Source organism: Legionella genomosp. 1, assembly GCF_900640215.1.
In the GTDB taxonomy this organism is placed as follows: Bacteria; Pseudomonadota; Gammaproteobacteria; order Legionellales; family Legionellaceae; genus Legionella_C; species Legionella_C quinlivanii_A.
Map to the genome: position 1 here is coordinate 107,322 of NZ_CAAAJH010000005.1, position 17,736 is coordinate 125,057.

Consider the following 17,736-nt stretch of genomic DNA (forward strand, 5'->3'; position numbering starts at 1 on the left):
TATGGCGCTGATTGATAAATTTTATTGAAACTTGAAATTGTGATCATTAAGGCGAGGCTACGGCTCTGTCGATGTTATTAGGGCTATCACTATAGGACCTATTATCAAGAACAATATTGCATTTTCCAAATAGGATGATATACAGATGATTTTTTCTCTTTTTCCAAGCGTATTCTTAAATAGGCACCTCTTGATCCAGTAATCACACCTAATTGGCCGTTAGCAATAACTTTTTGGCCTCTTTTTGCAGGTACTTTATAATATCTGCGAATATACTGCATGCTCATTAGCACAACTCCAGATTATGATGCAAATGCGTGTTACCATCCCGCTGATTTGGATAGCGATTATGACTGTTTATGACATAAGGGGCAATTTCCAATGAACTATCCTATTGAATTAACTGTACTAAATACAAGAGAGGAGTGGCATCGTTTTCTTAGATTCTCAGAAGAAATCATGACATTACGAAGGCGTAGGTATTTATAAAAAGTTGCCCGGGTTATTGCTAGTTGTTCACAAATTTCCGAGACACTGAGTCTTCCCTCTTTATATAAAAGCTCAGCTGAATGCGCTGTAGCTAACGCTTTTTTGGATAATCCCTTTGGTCGTCCACCTTTTTTGCCTCTGGCTCTAGCTGCTTCAAGACCTGCTATCGTTCTTTCTTTGATAAGCTCTCTTTCAAATTCAGCTAAAGAGCCAAATATATTGAATATCAAACGACCTTGAGGCGTGGTAGTGTCTATTGGATCATTCAGGCTTTTTATTCCGACACCTCTTTCAAGAAGGGTGTTCACTAAATCAATTAAATCCTTAAATGATCGGCCTAATCTGTCGAGCTTCCAAATAATCAGGACGTCTCCTTTACGAATTTCTTTTAAAAGAAGTTCGAGAGCAGGGCGGTTTATTAGAGAGCCACTAATCTGGTCTTGAAATATTTTTTCACAGCCCGCTTTTTGCAGGGCATCAATTTGCAGATCTAAATTTTGACTGCTGGTTGAAATTCGAGCATAGCCAATTTGCATTTGAGATCAGTTCAATAAAAGGTTAAAGCAGTATAAATTAAACAATAATTAATTGAAACAGTTATTTAAACTCATCGAAGCTAGCAAAATCAACTTGAGACTTAAAAATTGAAGAGTTTAAAAAAACGGTGGATTTATTGAACAGTACCCTGAAAATGGAACTGATAAATTGAGGGGTCCAGTGATGCAATTGAGTTCTTAAATACTATTAAAAACTTTAAGATATATTCTTGTAATCTTAGTAGTGTCATTACCGAGAAACTGTCGGATATTTACCAAGCGACTTGGTCTGTAGTAGTCCAAACATGATTTGACAGTTTGCCGGTTTTGCGAAGGGCCTTTATGATCGAGTTGAACTACCCCTGTTGGCATTAGGGGTCGATAATGTGAGATCGAATGCATTTGCTATCGTGGCTGCAGAGCACTATTCTGAACCTTTATATCTATGGAGTACAAATCAGATTTTTTAGCAAGTCTTTCTCATCTATTGGAAAGTCAATGCTCCAGGGCTTCTGTGGAAGAGGAAGCACAGTGGCCTTGCAATAGCTTTCAAGAGTTCTTGCTGATACATTCTTAATTCCGAACTCGCTTTTCAAAAGTTGAGACGCCTCTTCAAAACTGACAATCTTTTCTTCCGTTTCATTTGTATATTTAAGATGGGTAAATCGGGTGTTCCAAAATAAAGTTTTGCGGCCCGTTGGAGTAAGAATACCCACTACTGTCTTATCATCACGGATAGAAAGCTGAAGAGGGTACGTTCCAAGCTTACTCAGGTTAAATTCAACTTCTTTTTGACTGAGGGGTGTTAAATTAGTTTGTAACAAAGTAAACCATTTTCCTCTGCTTTCAGTTTCGAGTACATAAACCCCTCCTTCTAAACGAAAGCGGAAGCGCTCTTTCTGTTGTTGTATGACTTCATCAGAACCAGTAATCAGTATTGGAAAGCGGGGAGCGGAGGAGCCTAGACCCGGATCTAAAAGAAATTCTTTGCTACCTACAGTCACTTTTAGAGTTACATGCGTTGGGGGTTGCGCCATTACATTTTTATCATTGACTTGAGCACCTATAAGAATGTGGGCTGCGCAATAGGCAACCTCAAAGCCAAGCTGTTTTAAGGCGTCAGCAAGCAAGGCGGCATTTTGATAACAATAGCCTCCCTGATTGCCAGACAGTAATCCTTCATAGCTAAAAAAAGAAAGAGGGGGCCTTTGCACGGGATGCAGAACGGCAATTTCCCTTAGTTTAAAGTTTGAATAAGGAAAGGTCAGCACATGAGCTACATATAGCTTTTGCAGGTATTCTGATTTTTCTTCCTCACTTAGATTGATCAGTATTTTCTGCTCAGCTTTTATTTTTTGCAGATAGCTTTTTAAATTAATCATATTGATCTCTAATATAGTCAATCAGTTAAAATAACGAACTTTTAAACATTAGTCGAATAGTTTGTACCTCTCATTACATTTCAAACCCAGAATACACATTTTCCGCACAAGACGGGTGAAATGTGAGCAGATTGGTCAAGGTAAGATAAAAAGCTACTCCACTCAGTAAGTGATAATCAATAATTGATATATATCAAATTATGATATATATTATATTCATGAACTGGAAAATAAAAATAACAAACAAAGCAGCTAAGCAAGTAGAAAAGCTACCAAAATCGGTTAAAACTACTCTATTACTTTTGCTTCGTGATATTGAACGAAATGGACCAGGCACAAGTGGTGGCTGGAAAAATTATGGAAAATTAAAAGGCATGATTGGAGATAAACGTCATTGTCATTTAATGAAAGGAAAGCCAACCTATGTTTGTTGTTGGGAAGTTATTGATAAACAAATAAAACTTATTGAGGTGTATTATGTCGGAACACATGAAAAAGCCCCATACTGAAAATATTGCTATGGTTACTTGGCATGGAGCACATTATGCATTGCCAGTAGGGGTTATTGAAAAATATAGGATTAAAGAGGACAAAGCCTCCTTATCTATTGAGGATGTTTTTGGTGATCTTATTAACGAGCATGGTGAACCGGGCCTTCTATTAAAGGGTTTGCGTCATAGAGAGGATTTAAGCCAAATTGAAATGGCTAAAATTTTAAATATTTCTCAAACAAATTTATCCGCCATGGAAAATGGTAGGCGTGCTATAGGGAAAGAGCTGGCAAAACGGATAGCTGAAAAATTTAAAGTCGATTACAGAACTTTTTTATAAAATCTGAAGCGCTTAGGGCGTGCATTTAAAAAATGCTGTCAGCTTCTTACATTTGAACATGATTGTATTGAAATACTATGGCTTGGATAATATTCATTTTCAGGTAAGTTTAATTTTTTTGTATTTTCATAATTGAAGCCCAGCAAGATGTGTGATTGGTTCATATGTGTACTTTTAAGATCAAATTAAGACTTTAAAGCAGAGGTTATAATGGTATTAAGCTAATTTCTTAGAGAAGAGGATATGTTTGCCCCCCGACCGACTCACTAAGTCTGATTAATTGTATAATCAGACTAGGATTTTTAATTAGTCAAACTGATTGATTGTTTATATATGTGACGTGGTCAAGTAAAACGTTACAACCCAGTTAAGCTATTTTTTGTAACAACAATTTAGCTTGTTTTTCATACTGATTGGGAGAAACATATCCTAAAAATGAATGAAGACGCTTGCTGTTATAATGCATAGCAATATAACTCAATTTAAGGATTAAATGTTGATTGTGACTGGTGAGCAAATAAATGGCTAAATTTACCACTTATTTCATCCATTGTAGAAAGTAGTTTATCAGTGGAGAGCTCTAATGATTTATCACTTTCTATTAATTTAGCGTAATCTTTGACAACTTGTTTTTTAATGTCAGTAACAGAGCTGATTCATTGTTTTTTATGGCGTTATAAACACTATAATGCAACGTAATCGCTACCTGGGTCGTTTTATCACTTTCATTCCTAATATCAATTAATTTAATATCATTTATAAGGCCCTGAGTGTTTGTAATCATTATGATTAAATGAGAAACTAATTTTCCAGCCTTTACTTGTGCAGCACAGCTATCTCGATAAGAACGGACCGTATTAGCAATACGAGGATGATAGGAATCAACGTGGCTTTCATTGAAGATATTGCCATTATCTGAAGCAGGTCCTGCATAATGTTTTAATTCAGTCACACTCATTTGCTCACTACCAGCGGGTTTAAAAAAACCATTTGCTTTCGGTGTAGTTGGAGCAGCAGGAGTTGACCTTAAAGGGGCTTCAAAAAAATCCAAAACTTCCTTTTCACTTAAGGCCTCTTTATTGCCAACATTAGCCTCTATAGCTGTTACACAATCATGTAAACGTGTCATATAAAGTTTAAACATAGCTGGTTTTTGTATGTTTTTGTAACCCTCCCCTAAAATAGTTGTATTCCTGATTAGAGTTCTCCCAGTTAAACTACTTGTAAGGAGAACGAAGATGAAAAAATCACGTTATACAGAAGCTCAGATTGTCAAAATTCTAAAAGAGGTTGAAGCAGGGAGACTAGTTAAAGAAGTTTGTCGTGAATATGGCATTTCTGACGCCACCTATTACAACTGGAAAGCAAAATACGGAGGCATGGAATCATCAGACATAAAGCGTCTGAAAGATCTTGAAGAGGAGAACCGTCGTCTAAAGCAGATGTACGCAGAGCTGAGTCTTGATCACAAAATCCTGAAGGATATTGTCGAAAAAAAGCTGTGAAGCCAACTATGCGTCGGGAGTTGGTTGATTATGCAGTCAATGCTCATGCTGTGAGTTTACGCCGCGCTTGCAAGGTTGTTGGTATCAGTGACTCGGTTTATCGCTATAAGCCGAATAGTCGGTCTGATGAACGGGTGATTGTGGCCTTGCAGGAGTCATCCGAACGTTACCCAGCGTATGGCTTCAGTAAATTGCTTAAGATCTTACGGCGTCAAGGGCACGGATGGAATCATAAACGAGTTTACCGTGTGTATTGTGAGCTTAAACTCAATATGCGTCGCAAGGGAAAAAAGCGCTTACCCCATCGCTCTCCTGAACCGCTGAGTGTGCCATCGTCCATGAACCAGTGTTGGTCAATGGACTTTATGTGCGATGCATTGATGTGTGGTCGACGCTTCAGAACATTTAACATAGTGGATGATTTCAACCGTGAGGTGTTAGCGATCGAGATAGATTTGAGTCTACCCGCACAGCGAGTAATTCGCGTATTGGAACGTGTTGTTGCTTGGCGTGGTCTTCCTGCCAAACTACGCATGGATAATGGTCCTGAATTTATTTCAAATACTCTAGCTGATTGGGCAGAAAAAAATAAAGTTCAGTTGGAATTTATTAAGCCAGGCAAGCCAACACAAAATTCATTTATTGAGCGATTCAATAGAACTTATCGCACAGAAATACTCGATATGGATGCGTTCAAAAATTTACACGAAGTAAGAGATTTAACAGAAAACTGGATAAAGGAGTACAACGACGAAAGACCCCATGATTCACTAAATGATTTAACGCCATGGGAGTACCTGGCAAAAAATAAGGCAATGAACTCTAATTTAGGCTGCCACTAAATATGGGGGGTTTACATTTTCATAACCTACCATGAGAGTGGCTAATAATTCATGAACCTTGGGATTATCAGCTCGATTACCAGCAAGACTCTGTATATAGCTTTTTACAACGTGCTCATTAAAAACCATAGAAATTTGTCTTTGGGTGGTAAAAATTTCAGCCAATAAAGGCACTTTTTCAGCTGCGTTTGCTTGATGTCCGTGTTGAGAAACTAAGCTTAATAATTTAATAAAATTAGTTTTAAATAGGATAACATTAGGATTAACCTCTGCCACTGCAAGTGAATTAATAAACTTATGAAACTGATTTAACATTATTGACTCTATTTAAATAATATGGGCGTATATTTTGCACCATTCTATTTAATGAGCACAAGCGATAGAGTTAGTTCTTTGTACATTATAAACGCCTGGTTAACCTACTTATCAGACTTATAGAGGAGTGACCATTGGATAATTGATCCTCAATTAAATGAACCAGGTGTTTATCATAATGACTGATTATCTCGGTGATGCTCAGGGCAAAGCGATTGTAGCGGGATCTCAATACGTCTGGCTTTCAGAAGTTCGACTACATCCTGTAAAATCTGTTTTGGTGGGTAACGACGGGCAACGCGATCATGGATGCTCACTTTAAACATGGTAAGTATCTGTCGCTAAAAGCGTATATTAATAAATCGAAGCGAGGGTTTAAATGTTTCACAATATATCAGCTGCAATCGTAGAACGAATGAACGATTTGGAAAATAGAAATCGTGAAGAAATGTCTGGTCAAATCGATATCAAGCATTTTGATAAATTACGCCAAATCCCTCCTGAAACTGGGCGATTCATTAGTTTACTTGCAGCAACGAGTTCGTCTAAGGGGCAATGGATAGAGATAGGTACAAGCGCTGGATATTCAACCTTATGGTTAGCGTTAGCATGCAAACATTTAGAAACTAAAATAACAACGTTTGAATTAGATCAACAAAAAATCACATTGGCAAAGGAAACATTCGCTTCAGCCCAGGTGGAGCAATATGTCGAACTAGTGCAAGGTAATGTATTTGATTATTTGCCAAATTATAAGGATCTATCTTTGTGCTTTCTTGATACAGAAAAAGAACTTTACGCCGACTGTTATGATATCGTTATTCCCAATATGGTGTCTGGTGGCATCTTAATGGCAGATAATGTGATTTCTCATCAATCGGATCTTCAACCAATGATTGATCGTGCACTGGAAGATAAAAGAGTTGATTCTTTAGTGGTACCAATTGGGCAAGGCATACTTTTATGTAGAAAGTTGTAACAAATAGCTCGTAGCTACTACTCGGTCACGCCACGTGCATAGTCATTGCCAGCTTGGGCTGGATATGCGGGAAAACCCAATAATCTGCATCATAATGATAAACAAATGCATCAAGACCTTTCCTTAAGTCGGTTGGCCGTTCCATTACTCCCCAAGCCCTTATATTGCGTCAACTGTGATTCAATTTAGGGCGGACTACTAAAGTTTTTTCCAGAGATTCCGATAATAACTTACCTCCTGGAAATCCATTCCTGTTTGAATCCCCGGGATAATGAATTAACTGATGACGTTCTTAAATGTTTAAATTGAACATGGTGATTAAATTTGATTCACATGATAGAATCGGTTCGCCGTTCATTTTATGAATACACTGGAGAATAAATATGAAATATGCGTCAGTCGCTGCCGCTTCATTATTATTGAGTAGTCAATTAGCTGCTCAAAATGTTTCAATAGTAGGAAGTATTACGAAAGAAATTCCAGCCAGCAGCAATGCCCGCAGTGTAAATGTCGCGCCGCCACAAGAAATCAGTCTGATGAAAATTGAATTATCAGAGCAGGGGCGGGACTATTTAAGCCAGCAAGTTCAAAATTTACAAACGCACAGCAAGCAATTCGCTCTTACAGCATCTACCGCGCAATCAGCTGTAGATCTCGGAATGAATAATACACCGGTATTAAATCAGGGAAGTCATGGAAGTTGTGTAACCTTTGCGACGACAGCAGCTCTTGATGCAGCCCTTGGCAAAGGGGATTACATTAGCCAGCTCTGCCAGCTTGAGTTAGGTGCTTATTTAGCCGATAACGGCTATGCCACGAGCGGCTGGGAAGGTACCTGGGGACGCTTTCTTTTAGGACAGATAGATAGTTTTGGTTTTATTAATAAAGACAAGCAAAAACGCTATGGCTGTGGGGGTTTAACTGATTATCCTACCAACAATCCCAATATTGGTACGGCAATGTCTCTTGAGAGTTTCCATCCCTTGAGTGAACCATTAGACAGCAGCAAGATAACCTGGTCTCCCGTTCTCGATGTATATGATGCTTTTACAGGTAATATGGATGCAAACCGTACCCTGACAGAGGTGAAGCAGGCATTAAACGCAGGTGATCGAGTGACCTTTGGTGTTTTATTACTTGATTTCGACAAGGGAGTGATGGGTGCTGTTGGTACCTATAAGCAGAAATTTGATACCTGGGTTATTTCGCAGGATATTGCCGACGATCTAAAAAACAATCCCGAGTTTGGCGGCCATGAGATGGTAATCATTGGTTATGATGATAATGCGGTGTCTGTTGATGATAAAAAAGTAAGTCATCGTGGTTTATTAAAATTACGAAATTCATGGAGTGACAGGATCGGCGACAAAGGCAACTTTTATATGTCTTATGACTATTTCAAATTGCTGGTTATCGAAGCACAGCGTATTAAAAAAATGAAATAACTTAACCTGGCCTTGATAGTTTGCCTGTCAAGGCTAGCGTTGCTTAGCATCCTTGCTCTTCTTTTTTTCATTAAGCGGCTCATTTTGCGCAATGAGTTGCTCAGCTGAGAAGGAGGTCATTTTGCCCGTAGATTTGATTTTGGTTTTTCGTTTCTTCCGTGCTTCTATTTCTGCTTCCAGGGTATAGATTACCTCGTACAAGTAATTGACCAAATGTTTTTTTTGCGTAATTTCTGAAATATTCCACGCTTCCTTATCTGCTCGCTGATGGGCAATTTTAAATTTAATTCCCACCATTTCTGTCGAATAGTCATTAGCATTTAATTTTTCAACGATTTGATCAGCGAGAATGTACCAGTGGTATTTAGTTCCTACCGGAACCCCTGATCCTTCTGGCGCCTTCCCTTTTCGCCTTTTGGTTACCGCGTAATGTATTTCCCATTTATCAGGTGTTAGTTTGCGCTCTTTCCATTGCCCCTGATCATAATTCCAGCTATGACTGCGTCCAATTTTCATGCCAGTATAAGCCTGGCCTTTAAATTCTTTGAACTGATTATAGGAGGCTGAATAATCGTCTGCATTTTTGTTACCGCTCTTGACTTCCTTTTTCATGATGAACCTCCAGATTTACTGAGCCTATTATTAATTTTAGCATCCTAATAAATCATCTTTTCAACTAGAGGACATTCTGTGCTTAATGAAGGCAGGCCATGTTTAGAGCTGATGTTTTGCCATCTGATAAAAGAAGCCTTGCTGACGCATGAGCTCCTCATAATTTCCTGATTCAATGCAGCGGCCATTTCGGATGACGTGAATGATATCGGCATTGACGATGGTACTGAAACGGTGCGCAATGACGATGCGGGTCAGATTCATTGCTTCCAGGGTCTCATTGATTTGTTTCTGGACCTTATTATCCAGAGCGCTGGTTGCTTCATCGAGAAGCAGGATTTTAGGATTGGCACTAATGGCGCGAGCCAGGTTAATACGCTGCACCTCGCCGCCGGAAAAGGTTTGGATGCCATCATTGATTAAGGTATCCATGCCCATTGGCAAATCCTGAATCAGTTCTTCAAGCCCTGTTGCCCGAGCAATGTCCCAGGCTTCACGACGAGTCAGCGAATCGTTATTACCGGCAAAGTTTTCAAAAATAGTACCCGGAATAAGACGGGTAACCTGCATGACCACACCCATCTGTGAGCGTAAGTTTCGCAGATGTATATTTTTCAGATCGATTCCGCTGAATTTGATCTCACCGGATTCAATTTTTTCCAGGCCAAGCAGCAAGCGAAACAGAGTCGATTTTCCTGAGCCGGAAGGGCCGACAATCGCTGTAAAAGAGCCTGGCTGTACTTCCAGATTAAAATCGACAAATATTGGCTCCTCATGGTCGGGATAACGGAACACAACATCTTTCAAAACAATGTGCCCGTCCAGATCAACTGGCGATTTGTTTTCCTCCTTTTCAGTTTCAGTCGCAAAAATAGGTTTAGCCATCTTGAACAAAGGGATTATTTCAAGACTTTCACTGACCACATTGCTTAAAGAAACAAAGGCTGAGAAAAATTGTACGAATGCGGCGTTAAATACAATAAACTGCCCGAAACTGATGCCGGCATTTTGCCATATAACCAGACTATAGATGGTTAATGTACTCATTCCGGTGAGAAAAATATTAAAAACATCAAGCCGGTTCTGGTATATATGGGTTTTATTTTCCTCTCGCATTTTATCGCTGTAACACTTGTTCCAGCTGGCGAAGGCTGCATCCTCCTTGTGAGCAATACGAAGCTTGATAATCGCATTAATCACGCTCAGCAAAATACCGCTGAGCGTGGATTCCGCTTCAATCACTTTTCGTTCCTGGCGCAAAATAATCCGGTTGAAGATTAAGCTGCTAATGGTTATAACCAGCACGATGGAAACAGCCGCCAGTGACAGCATGGAGTTGATATAAAACATTAAAAAGAAATTGACCAGTGACATCAGACCATCCAGCATGCTGCGCAAAATGTTTGCGCTTAAAATTTCCTGGACTTCATTAATAATTCCCGACCTAAAGCTTAGCTCGCCTGCTGTGTATTGATTAAAGAAGGTAAGCGGCAACCGTAAAAGCCTGTCCATAATGGCCACTTGCAGCCGGTGCTTGGATTTAATCTGCAGGCGAATAATCGATTCAACCTGTAAGAGATATAATAATTGGGTGATAACATTGGTCAGAAGCAGCAAAATAAGGGCTTGGCCTAAAAGCGAAAGATTGGCGAAAGGAATAATGTCATCGAAAATAACCCCCGTCATTACGGGAACTACCAGAAGCGATAAGCTGATTAAAATCTGATAAATAATGACCTTGGCCTGATCTTTCTTTAACACCTTGAAGGTGAACTTCAGAATATCTTTCAGCGGTACGCTTTCCTGGGGCAGGGTTGGATAAAATATATAGGCGTCGGCCTTAACGTCCTGCTGATTAGACGGAGTTATCCTGAATTGTTTTCCTGTCTGGCAATCGATCAGCTGATACCCGGTTCCCTGCGGGATTAATGCGCAGAGTTTCTTTTTGTAAAACACAGCCATTGGCCCAAGATCATTATGCCACCAGTTCCGCTTTAAGCGGATTTTTCTTATACGCAGGCTATTGGCTGTTGCCACTGAGTTCAGATAATCCACCGGATCGGGATGTTCAATCGACTGGAGAACCGGCTTGTGGATTTCCATGCCCAAATGTCTGGTGATCATGGAGCAAACCGCGAAATAGCTTTCCAATGTATTATCACTATGGAACGGAGTTTCTTTTTCGTTATAAATATCTTCCAGTAAATGCAAACTGGAAAGAGGCAGATCCTCGTCCTGATTCATTACATCTCCTGGTTGATTAGTTCCTGATACAAGCCAGCCTGGCCGATTAACTCCTCATGGGTTCCTGTTTGAGTCAATTGTCCCTGGTCCAGCACATAAATTCGATCGCAATCGCGAATGGCACTCAAACGGTGAGCAATAATGAGTAAACTGGTATTCATTCCCCACAAATTGTCATAAATCTGTCGTTCAAGAACCGTATCCATCGCCGAAGTCGCTTCATCGAGAATCAACAATGGAGCCTGCCTGAGAATTGCTCGGGCGATTTCCAGACGCTGGCGCTGGCCGCCGCTAAAGTTATTTCCCGACTCATTGATAAGAATGTCCAGCCCGCCTCGCGCTCGGACAATTTCATCCATTTCAACCGCTTTCAATGCGTCATATAGTTGTTCATCTTTAAGCGACTTATCCCAAAAACTTAAATTGTCACGCAAAGTGCCGGGGAGGAATAATATGTTCTGATCAACCTGGGCCAGCAGTTTGCTGATTGACAATCGGCTTAATTCAGCAATAGGGCAGCCGTTTAGGTTAATGCTGCCTTCAGTAGGCTGGTACACTCCTGTAATCAATTTAGCCAGCGTCGATTTACCACTCCCGCTTTGACCGACCACCGCAACGCGCTCTCCTTGTCTAAGCTCCAGGGACACGTCGTATAGAACAGGGGGATCAAGCGGAGAAAAGCTGAAACCCAGATTGGTTACCTGCAGAATTCGTTTGTCCTCAGGAATGGGAGGGGCTACCTGACGAGTTTGCCCGCTGTCAAAATGCGCGTCAGAGGGGGTATTCACGACATCATCCAGTCTGACAATGTCTCCTTTAATCTGGTTGAGCTGATGGTAAAAGCCTATCAAACTATTCAGCGGTTGCAGAAAACTGCTGAGCAGCGCCTGAATCGCTACTACCGAGCCAATGGTAATAACACCTGACATCACCAGATAAGCGCCATAGCAAATAATCACCATATTCGCCCAGAAACCAAGCAGGCTGGGAATAAGGCCAAGCAATGCGCCTATCCAGTGCAGACGCTGCTCGGTGGTCAGGTATTCGGTATAGTGCGCAAGCCAGCGGTTAAAAAAATGGGATTCCAGCGCCGCGACCTTCAGGGTTTCAATAATTTGAAAGCCATTAGCCTCTATACCATCCAGTTTTCCTTTATTTTGCGCATAACGTCGGCCATAATCGAGTAAAAAACGTCTGCCCAACAACATTGAAAACAGGTTTAAAGAAGTCAGAAGAAGTAGTGCGATACCGATTTGCCAGCTTAATAAGAATATAACCAGACCAAAGGCTAACATCTCAAAAATCCCTACCACTTGTGCCGGCAAATTTTTTGACAGCAATAAGGCCAGCTCCTCATTAAGAGAGTTCCGGTTTGCGATATCACCCGATGCCCGCTGCTGAAAATAACGAATGGGTAAATGCAGAAGATGCCAAAGAAACTGGATGGAATTGACAATATTAAGTTTGAATTGCAAGCGTCTTAATGCTTTGAATTGCAGTATGCTAAAGAGAACCTCAGCAATCGTGGTAAAAGCCAGCCCCAGTAAAACCACAGGAATTAATGAGCGTTGATTATCGATAAGAAGATGATCAATAAAGGCTTTTGTAAAGATTGGGGTGGCAATCTGGGGGATTATTAATGCCACAGTGGTTAATAGAATAAACAGCATGGGCCAGTAATTATTGCCGATTCTGTCAAACAACAAAGACAGGGTCGAGCGCTCTGGAGTGCCTCCCTTTTCAAACCCCTCTCCCGGAGTAATTTCCAGCACTACGCCCGTATAACTTTTACCAAACTCTTCCCAGCTTATTTTACGCGGACCTGTTGCCGGATCGTTTAGAAAAACTGCTTTTGCATTAAAGCCTTCTACTACCAGAAAGTGATTAAATTCCCAATAGGCAATAAAGGGGACTTTCACATTTTCAAACTCATCGATGTCGACATTGGCGCCAAAAGCATCCATTCCATAATGTCTGGCTGCTTTCACAATATTGATTGCCTTGGTACCATCACGGGAAATATTACAGGCTACCCTTGCCTCTTCTGCAGAAATATATTTCCCGTAGTAAGCCAGAATAATAGACAAGGAGGTGGCTCCACATTCAGTGGATTCCATTTGCAGAATGGTTGGCGTGTTGACGCGCTTTTGTTGTACTTTTTCTTTTGCCATAGAGTATGCTTTTTAGTCCACAAAATGCACAAATAATTCAATTGGCTTCTTCGCTTCAACGTTAATCATGCCTTCAACCACAGTTCCCTGGGTCAGATTAATGTCAGGGCCTTTCGAGCTGGTCCATTGGTAACCGCTATGAGTAGCATTATTTTTATCGAGCAAAATTTTTACAGCAATCAGCGGCGTGGAGTTATTAAAAAAGCGAACCAGATCCTGGCTTCTCAGAATAGTCATCATATTTTCAGCAGTGACCGGCAGCAGTGAAATGGTTTCGACCCGTCCCTGGATGGTTCCATATTCCAGCTTATTCACCGTGCTTGGAGCAATTTGTGCAGTCATGCCAATTTTAAGAAGCTTGCCTTTGGTAGCTGGTATGAAGATCAAGGCGTATAAATTGCTTTCAGCTGGCGCAATAGTCAGCAAGGGTTCGCCGGGCCTGGTCAGATCGCCTTCCTTAACCTTGATTTCAGCAACCACGCCATCGGTGGGGCTAATAATATTCTGCGTGAGTTCCCAGCGTTTCTCAGCCAGATTATAATCATACTCAGCTTTCTGAACGGTCATGTCCATTTCGAGTTGTCGTTCTCTCCACTTGTCCTTGAGATCAATCAGGTTAGCTTTCATGGAAATCAAATCCGCCTCGTGAGAGCGCACTTCCTGTAGCAGACGATAATACTCAATACGGGTTTCGGTGACATTGGGTAAATCAAGAATTCCTTTCTTATAGGCCGTTTCTTTCAGGCCCATCATGGTTTCCAGCTGCTTGATTTTCTGCTGCGCTGCAGCGAGACTGGAGTTTATTTTTTCAATTTGCTGTTTTTGACTGGTTTCGAGATTAACCAGAATCGTCTTGGCGCGCTCAGTCAGATCAGCTTGCTGCTTCTTAAGCTGGATTAAATAGTTTTTCTGCAATTGCAGTTGCATGCCTAGCTCGCTATCCATTCTTACCAGCAGCATATTTTTATGTACTCGCTGACCGGGCTGTACATAGATTTGCTGAACAACACCCCCTTGTTCTGAGGATTGTACCGATACAATTGGATTGTTAAGGCTCAAAAGCATTCCATTGCCTTGCACGCGCAGATAAATATTTCCATAAAATAACCAGTAAACGAAACCCAGCAATAACAGGGTCAGAATTAACAGGATGAGCCAATTGCGTGTAGAGACCACCTGCAGCGCGTCATCAAGCAGCACTGGCCGGTTGACATGCTCCAAGGCACTTTGTCGGAAGACAATAGGCTTTTTTTCCATATTAAGTATTCATAGTGGTTAATTGATTTTGGACATCACGCAAGCGCCTGGCAATAACAGGTAATAACTGCAAGGCAATTTCAGGATAAGCCTGAATCTGGGCTTTAAAATCCCAGGCAGAGATTGCTAAAGTTTTAGTAAGTTCCAGAGCAATGGCGCTGGCGGAACGAGGTAAGCCATCAATTATTGCCAGTTCACCGAGGATTTCTCCTGCGCCCAGGTTGGCAATAAACAGTTTATCGGGCAGATTCATTTCCCGAAACACCTCTACCTGACCGGATACAATGATGAAACAATATTGGGCTGTTTCCCCTTCGCGAACCAGATAATCCCCTTTCAGATAGGTTTTTTCCTGGGCCAAGTCAGCAATTCGCCATAAAATGCGCTTGTTCAGGGCTGAAAACAGCGATGAGGACTCTAATAGTTTCACTAAATCCATCGTCTTATCCTGTAAGATAACTTATTGATGTCATTAATTTTAGTTTAGGCCACTAGTGACGGAAAATACTAGTCTGATTGAAAAAAACACCTGGCAAAGCTTTCTTGCCCTCCTTATATATCTTTCTGTGTGGGGGATACGGCATAAAAATTGCTAGAATAATTAAAAAAATTGTTACTTCAACGTCATCCTGAACGTAGTGAAGGATCTCCTGAATCTGGCTCAGTTCTAAGCAGTTGAGATTCTTCGCTACGCTCAGGATGACGTACCTGGAGAGTTACAAAAACAGGAATTAAACTAATGAAAAAATGGATGGTGATTTCTGTGCTATGGCTAGTCTGCCATCCGCTGATGGCGAAAACCAGCCCAGTGCCCCTTGCGACCCCTCTGGAAGCCAGCCAGTTTCAATCATTACCGGATAGCCGGCACATTGAGGCATTCCTTCAGCAGTTAAGTGAGCATTCTCCTCACATGAAGCTGCTTCATCTTGGCCTTTCAGCAGGAGGGCGGCCTATTTCTGCCTTGCTGGTTTCCAATTCAAAAGCCTTTTTAGAAAACGGGCAGCATGAGACTAATAAGCTGACTGTGTTACTACTGGGGTCGCAGCATGGAACTGAGCCCTCAGGCTGCGAAGCCCTGCAGAAGCTGGCTCTGGAGTTAGCCGTCAATAAGCAGCAGCAAAGTATGCTGGATGATATTAATTTTATGATTATTGTCAACGCGAATCCGGATGGCCGTGATAATAACTCCCGTTTTAATGCCATAAACGGCAACCTGAATGTCGATTTTACCCGACTGGCCTATGCTGAAACTCAAATTTTTATCAATGTTCTTAAAGATTATCAGATTGATGCTTTACTTGATTTGCATGAATCGTCCACCAAAAAGAAAATCCTTACTCTGAAAGAAGGTTATTATGTCAATGCAGAAGCACAATACGAAATAGGAAATAACCCCAATATTAACGAGAAGTTACGACAGTTCAGCCATGAAGTACTATTGCCGCAATTACTGAAAACCAGTGAAGAATACGGTTTGCGTAGTGAACATTATCGCGGCGAAATTTTACAGCTTAACCAGCCGGTTAGTCATGGTGGGCTGAGAGTGAGTAACATGCGAAATTACAGCGCACTGCAGGGAGTTTTTTCGGTGCTGGTTGAAAACCGTCTGGACTCCAAGGATGGGCATTATGCAACCCCAGGCAATATTGAGGTCAGGCGAAACAAACAGTACATCAGTGTGCTGAGCTTCTTAAATGTAGTTAAAAAAAATAAACAGGCTTTGCAGGCGATTATTCAGCAAGCGCGCAATGAATGGAAACAATATCCCTTGCATTATAAAAGCTATCTGGCTTACCACTATAATCTGAACATGCAGCAGCCCAGAACAGCCGTTTCCTTACGCCGCGCCGATAATCTCCAGGCTGTTGACCGTGAATTTGCCAATTTTGATTTTATAGAAATTGATGAAACCATTTTAATGCCTGACGCGTATTTAATAAAAAGCGGCGAAACTCGCGTACTGGATTTATTGAATAAACACCATATTCAGGTGGAAAAAATCAATGCCGCACAAGAAGTGATTGCCATTAATCCGGCAGTTCATTCTGTCTCAATCCACTATTCACCCATTCAGGATTTTTTTACAACAGTTAAAATTGACGTCGATTACGATCCACAGCCGCTAAGTCTTATTCCTGGTGATTATCTGGTGCATATTCGCCAGCCTAAAGGGAAGCTTATCCCCCTATTACTAGATCTGCGCTCGATAGACAGTGTGTATCAAAATCTGAAATTCAATCCCGACCTTGCCCGCATAAAAAAAGGGGGGATTATTCCGGTAAAATTAAAGCAGTCCATCCCCTGATTGTCCGGAAACTGCAAAGCGCTTTTTATCCTGCAGGCGCAATGCGGTTAATTGACCGCCCCATAAACAGCCCGTGTCAATCGCATGCAAACGCGGTACCGGGCAATAGCCTCCGAGTGCCGCCCAATGGCCAAAGACCAGATCCGCATCAATGGAAATACGCTTGGGAACGCCGAACCAGGGAAGTAGATTGGCCGGTGCCTCAGCAATCGTTCCCTTACAATTTAATATCAGACGCCCATCCTTATCACAGAAGCGCATTCGCGTAAAATAATTGGTAATCGCACGCAACCTCTCCACGCCTTTCAAATCATCGCGCCATAAACTGGGTTCATTTTCATACATGGCCGCAAAATAATACGCATAGTCAACTGAATGAAGAACCAGTTCCAGTTCTGATGCAAGCTGGATAGCGGTTTCAAGATCCCACATCGGTGCAATTCCTGCGTGGCAAATGACCACATCTAACTCGCGATCATGAACGAGAATCGATTGATTGCGCAGCCAATGCCCTAATTCTTCGCAATCAGGGGCCTCGAGGATTTCATAAAGAGTATCATCGGCATTTACTTTTGCATTCTGGCCAAATATTTTAACAAGAAGATGAAGATCATGATTACCCAGGGTAATCACCGGCTCCAGAGGAAGCTGTCTGATAAATCGAAGTACCTTAAGTGATTCCGGTCCACGATTGACTAAATCGCCGACAAACCATAGCCGGTCACTGCGATCATTAAAATCAAGGCTGTCCAGCAATCTCATTAATGGCTCATAGCAGCCTTGAATATCCCCAATCGCATAATCGGGCATGTGAAGAGTCCTT

Annotated in this window: 18 protein-coding genes and 1 pseudogene; 6 read left to right on the plus strand and 13 right to left on the minus strand. The window is 41.4% G+C overall.

All coding sequences use genetic code 11. The annotated features are described in order from the left end of the window. Positions 1-104: 104 nt before the first annotated feature. The 3 genes from E1O89_RS06840 to E1O89_RS06850 all read right to left on the minus strand — a co-directional run bounded on the left by E1O89_RS06840 (position 105) and on the right by E1O89_RS06850 (position 2,407). On the minus strand, positions 105-287 hold the full coding sequence (locus E1O89_RS06840; protein WP_133139513.1) for a hypothetical protein: 183 nt from the start codon (positions 285-287) through the stop codon (positions 105-107). A 99-nt stretch (positions 288-386) separates the two neighbouring features. Next, positions 387-1,025: a recombinase family protein gene (locus E1O89_RS06845; protein ID WP_133139514.1), complete on the minus strand. Its 639-nt coding sequence runs from the start codon at positions 1,023-1,025 to the stop codon at positions 387-389. Positions 1,026-1,468: 443 nt separating this feature from the next. Further along, a complete protein-coding gene (locus E1O89_RS06850; protein ID WP_262337448.1) occupies positions 1,469-2,407 on the minus strand; it encodes an arylamine N-acetyltransferase family protein in 939 nt (312 codons plus the stop codon). Between the two features lie 218 nt (positions 2,408-2,625). On the opposite strand from E1O89_RS06850, the gene E1O89_RS06855 reads away from it, so the two are divergent. Both E1O89_RS06855 and E1O89_RS06860 read left to right on the plus strand, forming a co-directional pair. After that, on the plus strand, positions 2,626-2,916 hold the full coding sequence (locus E1O89_RS06855; protein WP_133139515.1) for a type II toxin-antitoxin system RelE family toxin: 291 nt from the start codon (positions 2,626-2,628) through the stop codon (positions 2,914-2,916). Further along, positions 2,885-3,238 (plus strand): helix-turn-helix domain-containing protein, encoded by a 354-nt coding sequence (locus E1O89_RS06860; RefSeq protein ID WP_133139516.1) that lies wholly within the window; start codon positions 2,885-2,887, stop codon positions 3,236-3,238. The genes E1O89_RS06855 and E1O89_RS06860 overlap by 32 nt, the downstream gene beginning before the upstream one ends. Before the next feature lie 367 nt (positions 3,239-3,605). On the opposite strand, the pseudogene E1O89_RS06865 reads toward E1O89_RS06860, so the two are convergent. Both E1O89_RS06865 and E1O89_RS06870 read right to left on the minus strand, forming a co-directional pair. Then, a pseudogene (locus E1O89_RS06865) lies at positions 3,606-3,719 on the minus strand (IS3 family transposase); the annotation flags it as partial. Between the two features lie 120 nt (positions 3,720-3,839). Beyond that, the gene (locus E1O89_RS06870) at positions 3,840-4,382 is read right to left on the minus strand and encodes a hypothetical protein (protein ID WP_133139518.1); all 543 of its coding nucleotides are present in this window, start codon (positions 4,380-4,382) and stop codon (positions 3,840-3,842) included. Positions 4,383-4,476: 94 nt separating this feature from the next. On the opposite strand from E1O89_RS06870, the gene E1O89_RS06875 reads away from it, so the two are divergent. Continuing rightward, positions 4,477-5,585 (plus strand): IS3 family transposase gene (locus E1O89_RS06875; RefSeq protein ID WP_410054761.1). Its coding sequence is split into 2 segments (ribosomal slippage): positions 4,477-4,729 and positions 4,729-5,585, totalling 1,110 coding nucleotides; the frame shifts between segments, so codons are not numbered across the junction. Here the strand turns inward: E1O89_RS06875 and E1O89_RS06880 are convergent. Both E1O89_RS06880 and E1O89_RS15425 read right to left on the minus strand, forming a co-directional pair. Continuing rightward, a complete protein-coding gene (locus tag E1O89_RS06880) occupies positions 5,571-5,900 on the minus strand; it encodes a hypothetical protein (RefSeq protein ID WP_133139519.1) in 330 nt (109 codons plus the stop codon). The two genes, E1O89_RS06875 and E1O89_RS06880, sit on opposite strands and share 15 nt — an antisense overlap. Positions 5,901-6,073: 173 nt before the next feature. Continuing rightward, on the minus strand, positions 6,074-6,226 hold the full coding sequence (locus E1O89_RS15425) for a hypothetical protein (RefSeq protein WP_165483091.1): 153 nt from the start codon (positions 6,224-6,226) through the stop codon (positions 6,074-6,076). A 53-nt stretch (positions 6,227-6,279) separates the two neighbouring features. Here E1O89_RS15425 and E1O89_RS06885 point away from each other — a divergent pair, with 53 nt between their 5' ends. Both E1O89_RS06885 and E1O89_RS06890 read left to right on the plus strand, forming a co-directional pair. Further along, the gene (locus E1O89_RS06885; protein WP_133139520.1) at positions 6,280-6,879 is read left to right on the plus strand and encodes an O-methyltransferase; all 600 of its coding nucleotides are present in this window, start codon (positions 6,280-6,282) and stop codon (positions 6,877-6,879) included. 383 nt (positions 6,880-7,262) lie between these two features. Further along, positions 7,263-8,324 carry a C1 family peptidase gene (locus E1O89_RS06890; protein ID WP_133139521.1) on the plus strand — a complete coding sequence of 354 codons (1,062 nt, stop codon included), beginning with the start codon at positions 7,263-7,265 and terminating at the stop codon, positions 8,322-8,324. Between the two features lie 33 nt (positions 8,325-8,357). Here E1O89_RS06890 and E1O89_RS06895 read toward each other — a convergent pair whose 3' ends face one another. The 5 genes from E1O89_RS06895 to E1O89_RS06915 form a co-directional block, all read right to left on the minus strand. Continuing rightward, complete coding sequence (locus E1O89_RS06895; protein ID WP_133139522.1) at positions 8,358-8,936, minus strand: hypothetical protein; 579 nt, start codon at positions 8,934-8,936, stop codon at positions 8,358-8,360. 102 nt (positions 8,937-9,038) lie between these two features. Beyond that, positions 9,039-11,180, minus strand: a complete 2,142-nt coding sequence (locus E1O89_RS06900; protein ID WP_133139523.1) for an ATP-binding cassette domain-containing protein — start codon at positions 11,178-11,180, stop codon at positions 9,039-9,041. Then, positions 11,180-13,351 (minus strand): cysteine peptidase family C39 domain-containing protein, encoded by a 2,172-nt coding sequence (locus tag E1O89_RS06905; protein ID WP_133139524.1) that lies wholly within the window; start codon positions 13,349-13,351, stop codon positions 11,180-11,182. The genes E1O89_RS06900 and E1O89_RS06905 overlap by 1 nt, the downstream gene beginning before the upstream one ends. A gap of 12 nt (positions 13,352-13,363) precedes the next feature. After that, positions 13,364-14,608, minus strand: coding sequence for an NHLP bacteriocin system secretion protein (locus tag E1O89_RS06910; protein WP_133139525.1), 1,245 nt, complete (start codon positions 14,606-14,608; stop codon positions 13,364-13,366). A 1-nt stretch (position 14,609) separates the two neighbouring features. Continuing rightward, the gene (locus E1O89_RS06915; RefSeq protein WP_133139526.1) at positions 14,610-15,047 is read right to left on the minus strand and encodes a cyclic nucleotide-binding domain-containing protein; all 438 of its coding nucleotides are present in this window, start codon (positions 15,045-15,047) and stop codon (positions 14,610-14,612) included. Positions 15,048-15,347: 300 nt separating this feature from the next. Between E1O89_RS06915 and E1O89_RS06920 the strand changes: the two genes are divergently transcribed. Continuing rightward, on the plus strand, positions 15,348-16,913 hold the full coding sequence (locus E1O89_RS06920) for a M14 family zinc carboxypeptidase (RefSeq protein WP_133139527.1): 1,566 nt from the start codon (positions 15,348-15,350) through the stop codon (positions 16,911-16,913). Here the strand turns inward: E1O89_RS06920 and E1O89_RS06925 are convergent. Continuing rightward, positions 16,893-17,723 (minus strand): symmetrical bis(5'-nucleosyl)-tetraphosphatase, encoded by an 831-nt coding sequence (locus E1O89_RS06925; RefSeq protein WP_133139528.1) that lies wholly within the window; start codon positions 17,721-17,723, stop codon positions 16,893-16,895. The two genes, E1O89_RS06920 and E1O89_RS06925, sit on opposite strands and share 21 nt — an antisense overlap. Positions 17,724-17,736: the final 13 nt, after the last annotated feature.